Annotated in this window: 16 protein-coding genes and 1 pseudogene; 11 read left to right on the top strand and 6 right to left on the bottom strand. The window is 46.8% G+C overall.

Going from position 1 to position 14,381, the window contains the following annotated elements; translation table 11 throughout:
* The first annotated feature begins 3 nt into the window (after window positions 1-3).
* Window positions 4-1,749: pseudogene (locus KTH_RS10260) on the top strand (ABC transporter ATP-binding protein).
* A 669-nt stretch (window positions 1,750-2,418) separates the two neighbouring features.
* Here KTH_RS10260 and KTH_RS10255 read toward each other — a convergent pair.
* Complete coding sequence (locus KTH_RS10255; RefSeq protein ID WP_497618357.1) at window positions 2,419-2,559, bottom strand: hypothetical protein; 141 nt, start codon at window positions 2,557-2,559, stop codon at window positions 2,419-2,421.
* Between the two features lie 127 nt (window positions 2,560-2,686).
* On the opposite strand from KTH_RS10255, the gene KTH_RS10250 reads away from it, so the two are divergent.
* The 5 genes from KTH_RS10250 to KTH_RS10230 all read left to right on the top strand — a co-directional run bounded on the left by KTH_RS10250 (window position 2,687) and on the right by KTH_RS10230 (window position 6,667).
* Window positions 2,687-3,370, top strand: coding sequence for a hypothetical protein (locus KTH_RS10250; RefSeq protein WP_497618356.1), 684 nt, complete (start codon window positions 2,687-2,689; stop codon window positions 3,368-3,370).
* Between the two features lie 293 nt (window positions 3,371-3,663).
* Window positions 3,664-3,948, top strand: coding sequence for a hypothetical protein (locus tag KTH_RS10245; protein WP_497618355.1), 285 nt, complete (start codon window positions 3,664-3,666; stop codon window positions 3,946-3,948).
* Between the two features lie 462 nt (window positions 3,949-4,410).
* Window positions 4,411-4,986: a hypothetical protein gene (locus KTH_RS10240; RefSeq protein WP_497618354.1), complete on the top strand. Its 576-nt coding sequence runs from the start codon at window positions 4,411-4,413 to the stop codon at window positions 4,984-4,986.
* 206 nt (window positions 4,987-5,192) lie between these two features.
* Entirely contained in the window at window positions 5,193-6,284 is a 1,092-nt protein-coding gene (locus tag KTH_RS10235) for a radical SAM protein (RefSeq protein WP_497618353.1), read from the top strand.
* A 119-nt stretch (window positions 6,285-6,403) separates the two neighbouring features.
* The gene (locus KTH_RS10230; protein WP_497618352.1) at window positions 6,404-6,667 is read left to right on the top strand and encodes a hypothetical protein; all 264 of its coding nucleotides are present in this window, start codon (window positions 6,404-6,406) and stop codon (window positions 6,665-6,667) included.
* Window positions 6,668-6,791: 124 nt separating this feature from the next.
* On the opposite strand, the gene KTH_RS10225 is transcribed toward KTH_RS10230, so the two are convergent.
* From KTH_RS10225 to KTH_RS10215, 3 genes are all read right to left on the bottom strand, one after another.
* Complete coding sequence (locus tag KTH_RS10225) at window positions 6,792-6,989, bottom strand: hypothetical protein (RefSeq protein WP_497618351.1); 198 nt, start codon at window positions 6,987-6,989, stop codon at window positions 6,792-6,794.
* A 121-nt stretch (window positions 6,990-7,110) separates the two neighbouring features.
* On the bottom strand, window positions 7,111-7,299 hold the full coding sequence (locus KTH_RS10220) for a hypothetical protein (protein WP_497618350.1): 189 nt from the start codon (window positions 7,297-7,299) through the stop codon (window positions 7,111-7,113).
* 102 nt (window positions 7,300-7,401) lie between these two features.
* A complete protein-coding gene (locus KTH_RS10215; protein WP_497618349.1) occupies window positions 7,402-7,923 on the bottom strand; it encodes an LLM class flavin-dependent oxidoreductase in 522 nt (173 codons plus the stop codon).
* Window positions 7,924-8,204: 281 nt separating this feature from the next.
* Between KTH_RS10215 and KTH_RS10210 the strand changes: the two genes are divergently transcribed.
* From KTH_RS10210 to KTH_RS10195, 4 genes are all read left to right on the top strand, one after another.
* Entirely contained in the window at window positions 8,205-8,738 is a 534-nt protein-coding gene (locus tag KTH_RS10210; RefSeq protein ID WP_497618348.1) for a hypothetical protein, read from the top strand.
* A gap of 236 nt (window positions 8,739-8,974) precedes the next feature.
* Complete coding sequence (locus KTH_RS10205; RefSeq protein WP_497618347.1) at window positions 8,975-9,451, top strand: hypothetical protein; 477 nt, start codon at window positions 8,975-8,977, stop codon at window positions 9,449-9,451.
* Window positions 9,408-10,424, top strand: a complete 1,017-nt coding sequence (locus KTH_RS10200; RefSeq protein ID WP_497618346.1) for an RHS repeat-associated core domain-containing protein — start codon at window positions 9,408-9,410, stop codon at window positions 10,422-10,424. Before KTH_RS10205 ends, KTH_RS10200 begins: the two co-directional genes overlap by 44 nt.
* 297 nt (window positions 10,425-10,721) lie before the next feature.
* Complete coding sequence (locus KTH_RS10195) at window positions 10,722-11,216, top strand: hypothetical protein (protein ID WP_497618345.1); 495 nt, start codon at window positions 10,722-10,724, stop codon at window positions 11,214-11,216.
* A gap of 181 nt (window positions 11,217-11,397) precedes the next feature.
* Here KTH_RS10195 and KTH_RS10190 read toward each other — a convergent pair whose 3' ends face one another.
* Both KTH_RS10190 and KTH_RS10185 read right to left on the bottom strand, forming a co-directional pair.
* A complete protein-coding gene (locus KTH_RS10190; RefSeq protein ID WP_497618344.1) occupies window positions 11,398-11,937 on the bottom strand; it encodes a transposase in 540 nt (179 codons plus the stop codon).
* Window positions 11,938-11,992: 55 nt separating this feature from the next.
* Window positions 11,993-12,535, bottom strand: a complete 543-nt coding sequence (locus tag KTH_RS10185) for a helix-turn-helix domain-containing protein (RefSeq protein ID WP_497618343.1) — start codon at window positions 12,533-12,535, stop codon at window positions 11,993-11,995.
* A gap of 813 nt (window positions 12,536-13,348) precedes the next feature.
* Here KTH_RS10185 and KTH_RS10180 point away from each other — a divergent pair.
* Complete coding sequence (locus KTH_RS10180) at window positions 13,349-13,849, top strand: MauE/DoxX family redox-associated membrane protein (protein WP_497618342.1); 501 nt, start codon at window positions 13,349-13,351, stop codon at window positions 13,847-13,849.
* The last annotated feature ends 532 nt before the right edge of the window (window positions 13,850-14,381 follow it).

Raw genomic sequence — 14,381 nt, 5'->3', positions numbered from 1 at the left:
TACATGAGAAGAAGAGTCGTTATTCTCTGGCAGGCTGCCTATACTGGTGTTCGTATTTTTATGCGAGGAGTAATGCTGGTCATACAAGCAGCTCCAGTATTAGCTATTGCCTATCTTGTACTTATTGGGGGATCGAGCATTCTTCCTGTGATTCAAGTGTGGCTTGCGAAAATCGTGATAGATCATTTTGTTACACATGCCGGCCTTCCCCAGGTTCTCCCGCTCGCTCTAAGCTATGTTGTGCTTTTGCTTATAAATGCAGGCGTACAACCCCTTATCCAGGAGCTCTCTATTCTTTTAGAGGATCAAACGCTCGCTGAAGTAGATAAACGGTTAATTGAAGCCGGCTCTCGTCTGGTTGATTTAGTGAGAATAGAGCGACCGGCCTTCGGGGATGAACTTCGTTCCGTGCAAGATGCAGCAAGCGCGGCTCCTCGACTTTTTCCATTTCTACAAAAAGGACCTGGAACACTCATTACACTTATTGGAATTTGTATTCTCTTATTCAGGCTTAGCCCTTTTATACCTTTAGGATTGATTATTGTCAGTATTCCTTACTTGAGATCTCAATATCACTATCGGAAGAAGCTTTTCGAAGCAATGGTACGCAGGTCTCGTAGCGCGCGTGAAATGGAGTACTATTTCCGTCTGGTAACTTCTCCTATCTCAGCAAAAGAAATACGCCTTTTTGGTTTGGGGAATTTTTTTCATACTCGTTTTCAAGAACGATGTAGCGATGCGTTAGCGGAGGTTCAACAACATCGTTCTCGTGAGGCTCGATCGGTTCTGGTGTGGGGTATGCTCTATGCGTTTATGCTTCTCGTTTCGTTTGCCTATGTAGCAGTGCAGGTAGGAACAGGATTTCTCTCACTGGGAGATTTCTCGCTCTACATTAACGCGATGATACAAGCAGAGAGCAAAATGTTTGGCCTTTCTGCTTCGCTCAATGTGCTCTATGAAGCTCTTCTTTTACTCCGTGCTTTATTTTCCTTCCTTGATAGTGCCCATCCTCAGATAGTGCTTGTGCCTGAGGGGAAAAGCCAGATAGCGCCTCTTTCTCTCTCAACGGGTGTGGAATTGCAAAATGTGAGTTTTGGGTATCCAGAAGAGATGAAAAGCGTTTTAGATGAGATACATGCGAAAATCCCGTCCGGGAAAGTGATCGCTTTGGTAGGCGTGAACGGGGCTGGGAAGAGTACGCTTGTGAAATTGTTAACACGTATGTATGATCCAGATCAAGGGGATATTCTTCTTGATGGCGTCCCGCTCAAGATGTATGATCTCTTCTCATTGAGAAGTCGAATGGCAGCAGTCTATCAAGATTTTGCACGTTTCGCGTTGACTTTGCGACAGAATATTGAGGTAGGAGGGGTGGAAGCGAACACTCTGTCTCTCCCTGATGAACAGATCAAAAAAGCCGCCTATCACTCTGGAGCAGATGCTATTGCTGTGAAACTCCCATAAGGTTATGACACACAACTGACGAGACGCTTTGATGGGGGCATTGAACTTTCAGGCGGCGAGTGGCAGAAAGTAGCCCTTGCTCGATCATTTGTCCGTGATGCCGCACTTATCTTTGTTGACGAGCCTACTTCCGCGTTAGATGCAAAAGCGGAAATACAGCTTATAGACCGTATCCGAGAGCTTGCGGAGGGTAGAACGGTGTTCTTGAACACGGGAAGATTATTGAGCAGGGAACACATAAACAACTTATTGAGAAAAAGGGAATATATGCAGAATTGTATATAATGCAGGCTGAAAGATATAAATAAAGTATAAGTAGGAAATATGCTAGATAGACGAATAGAAGTTGATATATTGTGGAAAGAGAAATAGTATGGTAGAAAAAGAAGGGGAAAAGAGAAATATAGAAACATCATCTTATGCACGTGATGTATGTGTATCAGTATGGAGAGTCTGAACTGTTCAAGTTGGAGTGGCAGTAGCGGCGAAGCAACAAGAGGGAGAAGCCTGGGTGTGAGCCCGCGCTGCTGATATGGACCTGATAGATGAGGAGATGCGGTTGAAAATATATATGTCATGTTGATGTAGAAATTTTATGTGTTTCTGGTATTGATACCGCAAAAGTGAGAGAAGGCGCCCGGCCGGGTGTAACGTCGTTTGAGGACCTCCAGTAACTCAAGCCAGGAAAGGGTGGTTGATTATTCATCAAAATATCGATACAGCCTCATTACTTTCTCTTCTCTTGACAAAATTCAGTTGCTGAGCTTATAATATGGAGATTTCAGAAATACATGAAGTATATAGTTGTATGAGTCTATCACGATAATTTAATTTAATCATTGATAAATAGATGTAGTTAGGGTGAAAGATATAGATAGAGTAAAATAAATATGTGAATTGTTGACAAGAAGTAAGCTATTATCTGCATGCAAAATTAAGAAAAGTAACTAAGAGTTAAGCGCTGGTGACCGCGCGCGGCTCCAGATGCATTGCAGGTCGATGCACCTGTACACCTGCTTCTTTGGACGAACAATAGTATCGCTCCACATACACTTTCAATTCGGAGAGGAGCAGGGTGATATATTTGTATTCCATAAAAAGAGGGGTAAGAGCGTGTCTTTTCATGAGAAGAGGAGGAGATCGTATGACAAACTGGTATGAACGATATCTGCAAGGAGACTATGAGCAGGTGTATGCGGAACTCCAGGGGTAAGAGCGGCAGGTGTATGAGGAACCGTATCAAGCGGAAGCCTGGAAAGTGTCGCGGGAGATGGTGCGACGTATGCACCATAATCTGGATCTGCTTCTGCCTCGGTTGGAAGAGCTCGGGTATCGATTTGGAGCAGGGTATTATGACCAGGCTGGGCCAGAAGAGTGGGCAATACTTGAGGCCGAAGCCCCCCGGAGAAAACTCCCTACCGCGGAGACGAAGCAGTTGTTAGATGCGGTAGAAGCGCAGATCGGGGGAAAGCTCCCGATGCTTGTACGTTGCTGGTATGAACACATAGGAGGAGTGAATCTGGTCGGGCTCTTCCCGGATACTGAGGAACGAACCTGGACACCCAGCTTGGGAGTAGTCTTGGATCCTCTCTTTTTATTTCCTCTAGAAGTGGTAGCAGAGAAATGTGACTGGGACGATTTTGGAGCAGGAAGGGAGTGGTTTTGGGACGTATGCCCTGATCGCTTTTTCAAATATGGTGTGTCTGGTGGAGGGCCTAACGCCTTGCTGTTGCGTCCCACCTTCGATACATTCTATTTGCCGGAGCATCATAGTTATTGGTTTGGGGGCCAATATCTGCGGCGTGTATTTCAGTATGGTGGATTTCATGGTATTCCAGACGCGGATGAGCAGGTCCTGTCTCCCGAGGTGCTTGCCTTTCTCACCAGGGATTTTCTTCCCTTTTAGATGGTGCAGTCGTCTGCAAGAGAAGATGCCAATGAGCATGCGATGATGTTTGTGGGCTGCGCGGCTCCGCTGTAGCTTGTGAGGAGAGCACTGGTTTGAGTTGCCCCTATTGTTTGTTGGTCAACTCTCTCTTTATCTTTTCAGGAGTAGCGAGGAGCATGCGTTCCAAACACATTTTCTGTATTGCTTGTGTGTAACAAGTCAGGATCATTTTTTGCTCTCCGAGGTATGACACAAGAGAGACTGAGGATGGTAAACCATTTTCTTCATATAGAAAGAAGAAATGGTCTGTTATGGTTGCGCAGACCAGCAGTGCTGACATCGCGAACACGAGGTTCGCGCAGAAAGGCCAACAATATGAGGAAACTTCTCAGGCAGAGAAGAGATCCCTCCATGATCAGACGGAGATAATAAAGGGTGGAAATAGGAGGCATAATCGGGCATACCCGAAGAGTTTTGCGCAATTAGCGGAGATCGTAGCTCTCCTTACGATAATAGAGGATGGACACATGCTGGAGGCAATTTATCTCCTTCTCTTCTCATCTCTGTCGGAACAGAGCAAGAAACTATCTGAGTAGGGAAATATCCCGAAGGATAGACCAATGATGTTAGTGGCTCAGGAGGAAGAGAATGCTTGTTTCCTGAGCAGATTCCAGGCTTCAGGGCACACACCGAAGTATGAACCCCGTTGAGCCACGCCAGGAACCACGCGTTCTAAGGTTTGACTGTTCCATTTCCTCATCATTATTGAAGCCATCTTCGGCCTGCCCATTACAGTCGATCCCATCAGAAATCGGGAGAAATACTCAGATTGAATATTTATAAAAATGTATTAATGTTCAACGTATAATTCTATTAACGAATGCATCTGGAAGCTCATTCACAGAAGCTCAATAAGGCTGGTAGGAGAGACACCAAATCAGCGAGGTAGAAGGCTTCAATACGGGTGAGTAGTCCTTCTCACGCATCTAGAGCTTGAGCCATACATGCTTTTGCCTGGCGCTATGATGCTGAGTTCAAGCAGGAGGAATTCCATGTTAATGCTAAAACAGCAAAATCTACAGGAGCAGGTTGCTTCCCTCTTCCATGATCTGAATATAGATGAGGAACTTCGGACAACGTTTATTCAGAATCCAGCTAATGTTATTGCGGAAAGATTTTGCAAGAAGGCCCGCCAACAAGTTTCAAAAGCGAATCAGCTACTCTTCTCATTAATCAGCAACAAGAAATTCAGGAAGTGGATAAGGGAGTACAGCAGAAAATATCAAAACAAGGATATCTGTTCACAACAGTTCATTACCGACTTTGCTCAAGCAGTCATCCGCTTTAGTGATGCAAAACTTGTGCAAGCTCTGGCTTCAGGAGCTATGGATCAAAATGTCTCCACCGCGTTTTCAGACAATAATGTTGAGGCAAAGGTTGTTAAACAGTATTCCGTCGCCATTGCAGAAGGCTTTGCAGTTTATAACAGGCAATATGCGATAACAAAAAACAAAACGAGAGGCCCTCAGTTTGACCCTGATGACATTATTACTTCTGAAATGGTGCGAGCAATCAGTGAGTATCTTGTAGCACGTGGGTTGGGAATTTGGCAGACAGGGGCGGTACCCGGTTAGGGAATTTCTCTAACCTTTTCTCTCAGGAAGCAGCCCGCTTTTCAAAACTTCATCTGACTTGAAACTTCTCTTCAGCTACATCATTCAGATGAGAGTTGTAGGAGAAAAGGAGTCTCATCTTTCCTGCACCTGATGCAGAGGGATAAAGACTCTGTCCTTGTATTGTGGAGATATTGAGCGCAAACAGCAAGAGAAGGTGAATACTCATGCAGCAGTCCGCAAGGTCTGGTATTTTTCGAGGGCAAAAGACCCTCTGCATCATGCCGACGTTTACCTGTCCTGCCGCTTGCAGTAACTGCGGGACACTCAGCAGCCCCAGGGAACGTACGAATATCGAGTTGGATATCATACTTGATGCGATCCAGCAAGCAAAGGAACTTGACTTTGCAAATGTAGTATTTACGGGGGGCGAGGCAACCCTGCGCTGGAATGATCTTCTTCAAGCTATCGCATATGCAGACTCGCTTGGTTTACCCACACGGCTTGTTACCAATGCTCACTGGGCGCAGTCGATGGAACGAGCAGAGGCAAAATTAGAAACACTCATCGCTCATGGTCTCAAAGAGATTAATTACAGTACTGGAGATGAGCATGCAAAATTTGTTCCCCTCGAACGTGTCGTCTACGCGACCGTCGCAGCCGCCAAGCGTGGCTTTCGAGTCCACATTATGGTAGAACTAAGAAAAGAGAGACGTGTCACGAGAGACGATATTATCAGTCATCCCCTCATTACTGCTTTAACCCCTGCGGAGTTCGCGACACTGACAGTTACAGAAAGTCCCTGGATGCCACTAGATCCTCTATTATTTGAGAAATATCCTCCTGGTATCGCAACCAACCAGGCTAATCTTATCACAAGAAAAGGATGTGAGAGTGTCTTGACGACCTATACTCTTCAAGCGGACGGACGGATAGGGGCATGTTGTGGTCTGGGTCTGCGGCTCATTCCAGAGCTAAATGAGAGCTGCATCCGGGGAGAAAAGTTTCTCTCACATGCAATAAAAGAGGCCGAGAGTGACTTCCTGAAGCTCTGGATTCACTATAAAGGGCCGGACAAGATACTCGCCTGGGCCGCACAAAAAGATCCTACCATAGTCTGGGAGAATATGTATGCTCATCCCTGTCAAGCCTGTCAGAGAATCTATAAGGATCCGAAGGTAGCGAAGGTAATTCGTACCCATTACACAGAAATGATGGCAGATGTCTTTCAAAGTGCATGGCTTGAAGAAGAAGCGCTTCCGGAAATGCTCACTGAAGAGCCGTCTGATGAAGCTCTGGAACTTCAATATGAGAGGTAACTGCACCCTGTGACGACTTCCTCTGCCTTTGGGCGGGGGCTTCGCGGGAGGCTTGTGCTTCCTGATACTCATCGGGAAGCAGTAAGATGTCTCTTTCTTAGCGGCCCAGGCTGCCCGAGGTGGTGGATCCCGACGCCTGGCTACATGTGATTGATGGGCGCGCCTTTGTGCGCCGCGTGATGGTGGAACATCACCCCTCTTCCGTGAAACAGGCGTTGGTGGTCGAGGCTCACACACGGCAGTTCGTCATCATACAAGGCAACACGCAGCTCAAGCGGGTGCCGATCACAGGGCTGATTGGAGCCCGCTTGCCGCAGGCGCACTTCATCGAGCACATGGGCGGGCTGGCTCGCTCGCAAGCCCGTCTGCGCCAGCTCCAGTAGCGAGCAACACGCCTCTAGCTCACTGTGCATGCCGGACGAGCTGGGGCTTCATGTATATTGATGCGTCTGTATGCTTGTCTTTCTCATTGTTTAATTCTGCTTTCTCTGCTCTTGTGTGTCTTGCTTAGTGATGCTTCTCCTCATTACTAGTTGTGCACGTAGCACAGGAAAACCGCACCGTGCCGAAGGCGGCAAACCATACAATCTGTGTCCCGGCTGTGAGCTGCTCCTGGATCGGGACCACAATGCCGCCTTGAATATTTTGCACAAAGCCATACAGGGTACCGTCTGCCCAGAAGCGTGCCCCTACGGGTCGTCGCATCGCGGCGACTCGCAGCATGCTGGGTGAAAGAAGAATCTCCAGGTCCTGGGACGTGTCAATATCATCGGTCTTTTGCTAGAGATCAGGCTTCAAGGGAGCCGATGAGATTAAGCAACTGTTTTCACTCATAGGCCTCGGAAGACACGGGAATAAGTTGGAGCATCAGTTCATCTAAGCCCCACGCTAGCAGTTCTTCTATCCGATTGCGAACCGTCATCTCGTTGCCATGGATCACCAACGTCTGTGCCTGCGCATTCACATCTCCATCTTTGCCATGCATTGCGCCAGAAAAGCTAGCTTCTGCAAACATACGAGCGTAAAAAGGGCCCTCTGCATATTCCATGACAAGTTGGGCTGGCCTTTGCCATCACTGCCTCTTCACCTGTACTCAAGGCGACGAGTACATGAGCAACTAATGGGGGTGTCGGAAGCTGACAGGTTCCAGCTCCGGCGTGTAATGCGGGAAGCGCCGACGAAAGCAGATAGGGGCAGGACACGTCCAGGAAAGAACTCCATCAGCGATCTCCCCGGCAAGCTGAAGCGCCTTCTTGCCCAGTGCTGAAGTAAGCAAAGGGATCTGAGCTGAGCGTGACAGGGGAAACGCTACCTGAAAAAAAGTCCCGTGATAGGTTGCACTTTCCTTCCATAAGGCACGACGTAGAACCTCTATGTATTCCTGGAGGTATGGAAGTGGAGATGAAAACTTCAGGCCATGCCAGTCCTCAATGACCATACGGTTACTGGTGCCAATCCCTAAACGTCCTGAAGCGAGGTCATCGACAGCGAGTGCCTGCTGTGCCATCACCAGCGGGTGACGCGAATACATAGGCTCGATAGCAGTTCCTAACCGGATTCGCTCAGTGTGCGCGGCGGCAGCGGCAAAAAGCGTCAAGATATCCGGAAACCTGTATCCGCTCCGTCCACCTTCATCCAAATGTGTTGGACACCTTCCTGCTCAGCCTCACATATTCTCGCGAGAGCGTCTACCGCGTCGATTCCCTCAATCAACATACCAACACGATCGCGGCGTGAGCCCCCAGAAACGACAAATGATGAAGAAGACTGCCGAATATCATTGTTCTGTTGTATGCGTTTGTGTCCTTCTTGCTCGATAACACACGTTCTTTTTGAGCGAATGCGCTAACTAAAAAGTGAGCCCCCTACTCCGGTCAAAAAGCCATCACCTTCTTTTGCTATCCAGGGGGAGACGGCTTCATGCCGAAGCAAGTGACCTACGATGAGGGATGGTTCAGAGATCTGATTGCTGATTTGCAACGTGCCAGTCTTGAATTTCGCACCCGGTGGCCTAAGCATGAGATTCTTTTGACGTGTCACCACCTCAGCGAACTCAATCATCCGCTGATCGGTCGCCGCAAGCCCTTCGTGATTGCGTCCTCGCTGCTGTTCGCGATCGGGATGGTGGTGCCGTTGCTCTGGCCGACGTTGCCTGCGTTCTTTATCCAGGGGACTCTTGGCGGCATTGCCTTCGGTATCTACATGTCAAGCGTGTACGCTAGCGCTCAGGCGCGCTGCCATACCGAAGCGGGAGGTCCCGGACTCGACCATCAATGTGTACTGATCGTCGAGTCCTGCTGGCCCGCCAGCCAGATCAATTATACCAATACGGGACAATTATCTGGGCTGGCGTTAGGAGGAGTCAAGAGTCCTGAGGCAGGACCGGTCGCTGTCGTCCAGATGACCTTTGGCTATGGTAGTATACAACGCCCGACTTCAGTGCAAGCAATGTAAAGCGGAAAGACGCTGTGGAGTCAGACACGAACCTATGATTATCTTGGCAATACACTGGGGCTCAAGACAGAACTTTCAACACAACAGGGCGAGACGAAAACGGATGTGCAAAGCTTCTGTTCTGATGCCCAGAGCCGGCTCATCTGGGCTGGCAACGGGGGAACGCCACCAGGGGGACTCTGACACCTCCTGGAAGCACAACGGCTCCATACCAGCAACGCTGTGGCTATGATGCTATGGATCGCGTGACGAAAGGGCCACGTGGGACGCTCTCGTACCAGGATAATTCCCACCCCCATGCGGTGACACATCTTGGGGGGACCACGACCCGGTATGCATCCTATGATGCGATGGGGAATATGATATGTCGAACATCGGAAACCACTGGAAAGGAGACATGTGAGGCAGGACCGACGCGCAGCGGAGCGCAAATGGTCTATGACTTCCAGGGACGTATGATCCAGTGGAAGGCAAGGTCTGGCAAGCAAGAGCGTGCTGATTATCTCTATGATAGTGCTGGCAATCGAGTTGCCCAGCGAACGAGCGAGACGGCAGAGAATGGATTGGAAACAAGCCAGATGGTCTTCTCCTTTGGTGCGTGGACGGAAGTCAAAATTGTGGGTGCCTCAAAAGAGACAACGAAGTATTCTGAGGTAGCAGGCAAAGCAGTTGCATACGAGCAAGGACAGAAACCTCTTCTATTTCGTATCTGATTTGCTTGGGAGTGCAAGTCTCACCCTTGCTGGAGATGGAACGTTCCAGGCGGTGCAATTGTTTGACCCGTATGGCTCGGTACGCTTTGCAGATGGCACGATGCCGACCTCTTTCAATTTTACCGGGCAGCGGTTTGATGATCTCACTGGACTTCTTTACTTCAATTTTCGCTACTATGACCCCGTGAGTGGGCGATTTGTACGGGCCGATACTGTCGAGACAAATATTCAAGGGAGAGATCCATATTTATATGTTGGAGGGAACCCTGAGTCAGCGACAGATCCTACTGGTCATAATCCTCTCGCTGCATTAGCTTTAATAGTTGGTGGTGCAGTATTAGGAGCTATCGGAGGGGTTGCTAGCGTGTATATACAGGGGGCAATCAATGGAAAGCTGCCTTCAGCCGAGACGGTTGCAAAGGCTGCAATCTCAGGTGCTATAGTAGGAGGAGTAATAGCTCCAGTGGCCACTTTTATAGTGCCTGGTTTGCTTGGATTGGGCTATGCTATGGCGACTGGTACAGTAGTTGAAGGGCTATTTGTCATGGAGTTAGGTCCGGCTCCATTAGCTACTTACTTCTTCTCTATAGAGGGTGTGGGTGCATTGACCGGGGTGGCCAATGGCTTTGCTGATGTTGCGGTAGATGGTAAGCCAGCTCCGAAGTCAACCCCGGTACCAACAGCAACGCCGACGCCAACAGCGAAGCGAACAGCAAAGCCAACAGTGAAGCGAACAGTGAAGTCTACAACTCCATCTGCATCTCCGAGTCGGCCATATATACCTCCTGCAACATGGTGGGAGCCTGTTTATAGCGATGATCCTGTAGATTCTTACCTTGGAGGGTATGATTGGTATCGCTCAGTTCAAGAATCCTGGGAGCGAGCTGGAAACACTGGTAATGTATCGCAACAGTATTTCAAGAAGAAGACCTGGTATGCTCAAAAGCTTACCGAGGCAAGATGGTGGGAGTAGAAGACTTAGCTAAGTTTTGGGAGAGGAGCTGTATAGCTTCTCTCCCAAGAACTAACATTAACTATTCGTTATATCTCATCGGCTGATCTGGTCTTGCTTTTTTAGTAGCTTTATTGTAGAGTAATCAAGAGATTCAGGCTAAATTGTTCAACATCCTTTACACACGAAATATGCAACCAGATAATTTATCATACTCCATTGTGTGGTAATTTGTGAAATTACTTACCAATGCATAAGAGCCAAGCCTATTACTTGCTCTTATTACCATTAGTATTAGCATAGAAGGAGAAAAGCTGTATGCCTCTGCTAACAAATTGTTTTATCATTCTATTGATTGTTTTAGGCATTATTATTAGTATTGCTCTGAATCGTCCACTTGCGAGAGTGCTAGAAGATACCCAAAGAAAAATACCCCCGAAATATTTTATCCTTTTAGGAACGTTTATGCTTCTCCCTATAACTATATCTTTTATTAGTTATATTCTTAGTAGAGATCTGCTTTTTTTTGTCTTAACCATAGTTCTTTTTGGAATCGTATATGTAACTTTATATATATACAATGTATATCTTTGTTCATTGATGCCAATGAGTATTTATGGAAGGTTTTTAGCTATATGGGGAACAATGCTTGTTGCATCTTTTACCCTATTTCTTGCTAAATATTTCCCACAAAACCTATTAACTCAACCTATAATAATGACCATTTATATGTTTTTATGTTCGTTTTTGCTATGCATTACTTTTATTATAGGTATATTGTTACATAAAAATAAAGGTATAAAATCTAGATGATATCGTACACCTAGCGTAAAGGACTTGTTGCTCTCGTCTTTCACTGCGGAATGAAGTCGGTACACCGTACTGCATGAACTGCTATTTAATATCTTACAGAGTATTTTATTCCCTTATCATGCCTTTTGTTCTGCAAGATGAGATAGTATCTTACTCCCATGGTGCAGGGCCTAGTGCATTTTCAAGGAACCTTTTCGGAGTCAGGAAGAGACAGATGAGGTTCATAGGAGCAACCGAAGTAAGCACAGACACGGCTTGCCAACTCATGGACAGAGAGCAGACCAGCAGGCTCAACGACGGCACGCTTGCCATGCACCCATTTGGGTTCGATGGGGTTGAGCCACGGGCTTTGTTTGGGCAAAAGCAAGGGCAAGATGCGCACGCCTTTGTCCGACTGCTTGACCTGCTGGTTCTGTTCTCTGATCCAGGTTCGCACCAGCTTCGAGACATGCCAAGAAGCGTGATCCCAGATCAAGAGCCAATGGTGTTTGCCCTCTTGCTCCAATCGCTGACCACACCACTCAAGAAACTGGGTGGTGATGGCTGAGAGGGGGCGACCGGTGACAAAGCGCAGCCACATGCTCTCTCGCACTGGCTTTGTCGACGTGCCTTCTTGCCACAAGACTCCATAACAGGCCAGAGCTTTGGGGTCGGGATCGTTTTTCTGCCACGACCGTTCCACCAGGGAGAAGGGATGCTCCACGCTCTGCCAGGCGTGCATACGAGGCAGAGCAAAGCGACTCCACCACACTTGATCGACACATCCAATGGCTCACTCAGGCTGCGGGCTTGCCCAAGCGATCAGTTGGTCGCGCGCCGTTTTTTTGCTGGTACAACGGATCGGGACGGTTGATGCGATGTTTGGCTCGTTTCCAAGCTTCTCCCAGCCGTAGCACCGCCTGCCGGATGGTTTCGCCACTGACCAGCGACTGGGTCAGTCCTTCTTGCTGGCAAATCTCTGCCAACAGATCTCTGGTCCAGACGCTGGTAGGCTTGCCGAAAGAGCGTGGCCCGCGCTGCATCAGTTCTTGCAAACGCGGCAGATCGCGATCCTCTCTCGCCTGGTGCAAGCAGTGGGGGCGTGAGGAGCCGGCTTGTAGCACGGCGAAGCCTTTGGTATTGAAGCCTTTGATGACATTGCGCACAGTCTGGTCGTCGCAGCCCAGTTGCTTGGCGATGGCCGTGGCTCGCTCCTGGCGGGCTGACGCCAGCAAAATCTGGCAGCATCGCAGGACAAAGGCATCTGATGAGCGCAGGCCGGCTTTGAGCTGCTGCTGTTCTTTCTCGCTCAACGGGCGAACAAAAATGGGAGCACTCATGGTTCTTCTGATACTACATCTCCTATCACCTGTCTTGACAGTGCACTAGTTACAGGTTTGCTCATCCTGATAGATGATGAGGCAAGGCGGAGTCAAGGGATCGGTTTTCTCTCCAGCTTTCTATGGAATGTCAGGATGCGGCGAGACGTCGACCAGCCCATAGCTCATCCGGTTGAATTTCCCGGCAACGTCTGAGAAGAGGATTCTGTGACTGTACTAAATTATTCTAAGTATGAAAAAGAACTTAAATTATATGAAATCCATGCTGTATTAAGAGTAATTGGAAACAAAAGTTTGCTTAGGTTACTGAGATTTTTTGATCCTATAATAGCAAAAAAATATGTTTTCGTCTTGACAAGTTAAAAAGATTATTATATATTCGTAATGTAAAAAAAGCTCCGAGACACTTTATAGATGATAGGGAACTATCAGGGAGAATGCCGGATTGTTGAAAATACTGCCTAAGGAAAGATTCAAGAAGTGTTTTCTTGGGAAGACTTTATTATTTAAATGAAAGGTGTAATATGCGCCATGGAATATATAGGAAGATAGATAAAAATAAATATTAGCTTTAAAAACATAAAATATAAAAATATATAAGAATAAGATCTTCAGGATAAAATAGATAACATTATATTCTTGATATTCTTGACTCGCTAACTAACGAACGACGGAATCGTAGAAGACTAGTTCCTCTAGAGGAAAAAGGATGCTGATTAGAAACGCATCTTGCTAAGCTGACAAAGATTCTGTCTGTCATACGACATGAAGAAAGGATGACAGTATGTCGGTTGGTATTCTTTTTTAACTTTATTGCAACTAGTGATTAGTTCTGTTTTCCTTCTCGCGGCTGTTGGAAAATTTTTGGAAGGAGAATCATTTCGCGCCGTTTTACGGTTAAGTGAGTTTCCTGAGTGGTTAGTTCGTCTTCTTGTATTTTTTGTCCCTTTGGGAGAACTTGGCGTCGTATTTGGAATCTTTCTTAGTTCCTCCTACATTTTAAGTATCTTCTTCGCGCTGGCAGTATGTTCTTTGTTACTGTTTACGGGCTGGATGTTTTTTATTATTAAAAAAGGTATAAACATTAGATGTGGTTGCTTTGGAAATGCTAGTGCTAAGGTAGGTAAAGGTAGTGTTTTTAGGAATCTTTGCTTGCTTTGTTTCGCTTTATTGGGATTAATACTTACATTTCAGTACAAGAGCCTCCTTCCAAAATTTTGTTTAGAACTAGTTATGGTAAGTGTCTCTCTTTACCTTTATAGCCCTACTCCGTTCCTTCATCGTTGCACGTCCGGAACTGATACTCTCTTTTAAAGAGTTGCACAAAATACAGGAAAGAAATTGATGGGCGATAGATACAGATAGGAGAAGAGAAAGATTTAACAAATTTTGTGGGTATAACAAGAAAGGAGTGTTTTATGACCCCCATGTTTTACGCTTCGTATTTTTTGCTTTGGCTCCTTGTTCTTTTTCTAAGCGTACTTTTGTTACTGGTGTATCGTCATTTTGGTTTTCTCGCCCTAGGTACAGTTGAAGGGGTGCAGCCCTTTATTGGGATTTATCTCTGGAGCTGTATATGGAAGTATGCGGGAGTTCGTAACATTGGTTGGTCTCTGGAATGCTTTTTGTCAATTACACCCAGAGCGCCTTATGAAGCTTTACGACTCTCTAGGAGAATATGTTTCATGGTTGAATCGGTTCTGGCTTTTTGTGGGAGTTCCATTGCTTGTATTCTTAACATGGAATTGAGACTCAAACATAGGGATTTCTATCTCTATGTTTGAATTGCTTGGTGTGAATGATGGAGGATGTAAAAAAGAAGGCATCCATTATCGTCAAAACGCAA

It is taken from the genome of Thermosporothrix sp. COM3, assembly GCF_059696735.1.
Note: the sequence above shows the minus strand (reverse complement) of the source record. Positions and strands in the feature narration are given on the sequence as shown.

Excerpts from the sequence above, each read along its gene's own strand:
- KTH_RS10255 (WP_497618357.1), bottom strand. The coding sequence starts at position 2,559 with ATGGAATACAAATATATCACCCTGCTCCTCTCCGAATTGAAAGTGTAT.
- KTH_RS10245 (WP_497618355.1), top strand. The coding sequence starts at position 3,664 with ATGGTTGCGCAGACCAGCAGTGCTGACATCGCGAACACGAGGTTCGCG.
- KTH_RS10240 (WP_497618354.1), top strand. The coding sequence starts at position 4,411 with ATGCTAAAACAGCAAAATCTACAGGAGCAGGTTGCTTCCCTCTTCCAT.
- KTH_RS10235 (WP_497618353.1), top strand. The coding sequence starts at position 5,193 with ATGCAGCAGTCCGCAAGGTCTGGTATTTTTCGAGGGCAAAAGACCCTC.
- KTH_RS10225 (WP_497618351.1), bottom strand. The coding sequence starts at position 6,989 with ATGCGACGACCCGTAGGGGCACGCTTCTGGGCAGACGGTACCCTGTAT.
- KTH_RS10220 (WP_497618350.1), bottom strand. The coding sequence starts at position 7,299 with ATGTTTGCAGAAGCTAGCTTTTCTGGCGCAATGCATGGCAAAGATGGA.
- KTH_RS10210 (WP_497618348.1), top strand. The coding sequence starts at position 8,205 with ATGCCGAAGCAAGTGACCTACGATGAGGGATGGTTCAGAGATCTGATT.
- KTH_RS10205 (WP_497618347.1), top strand. The coding sequence starts at position 8,975 with ATGGATCGCGTGACGAAAGGGCCACGTGGGACGCTCTCGTACCAGGAT.
- KTH_RS10195 (WP_497618345.1), top strand. The coding sequence starts at position 10,722 with ATGCCTCTGCTAACAAATTGTTTTATCATTCTATTGATTGTTTTAGGC.
- KTH_RS10190 (WP_497618344.1), bottom strand. The coding sequence starts at position 11,937 with ATGCACGCCTGGCAGAGCGTGGAGCATCCCTTCTCCCTGGTGGAACGG.
- KTH_RS10185 (WP_497618343.1), bottom strand. The coding sequence starts at position 12,535 with ATGAGTGCTCCCATTTTTGTTCGCCCGTTGAGCGAGAAAGAACAGCAG.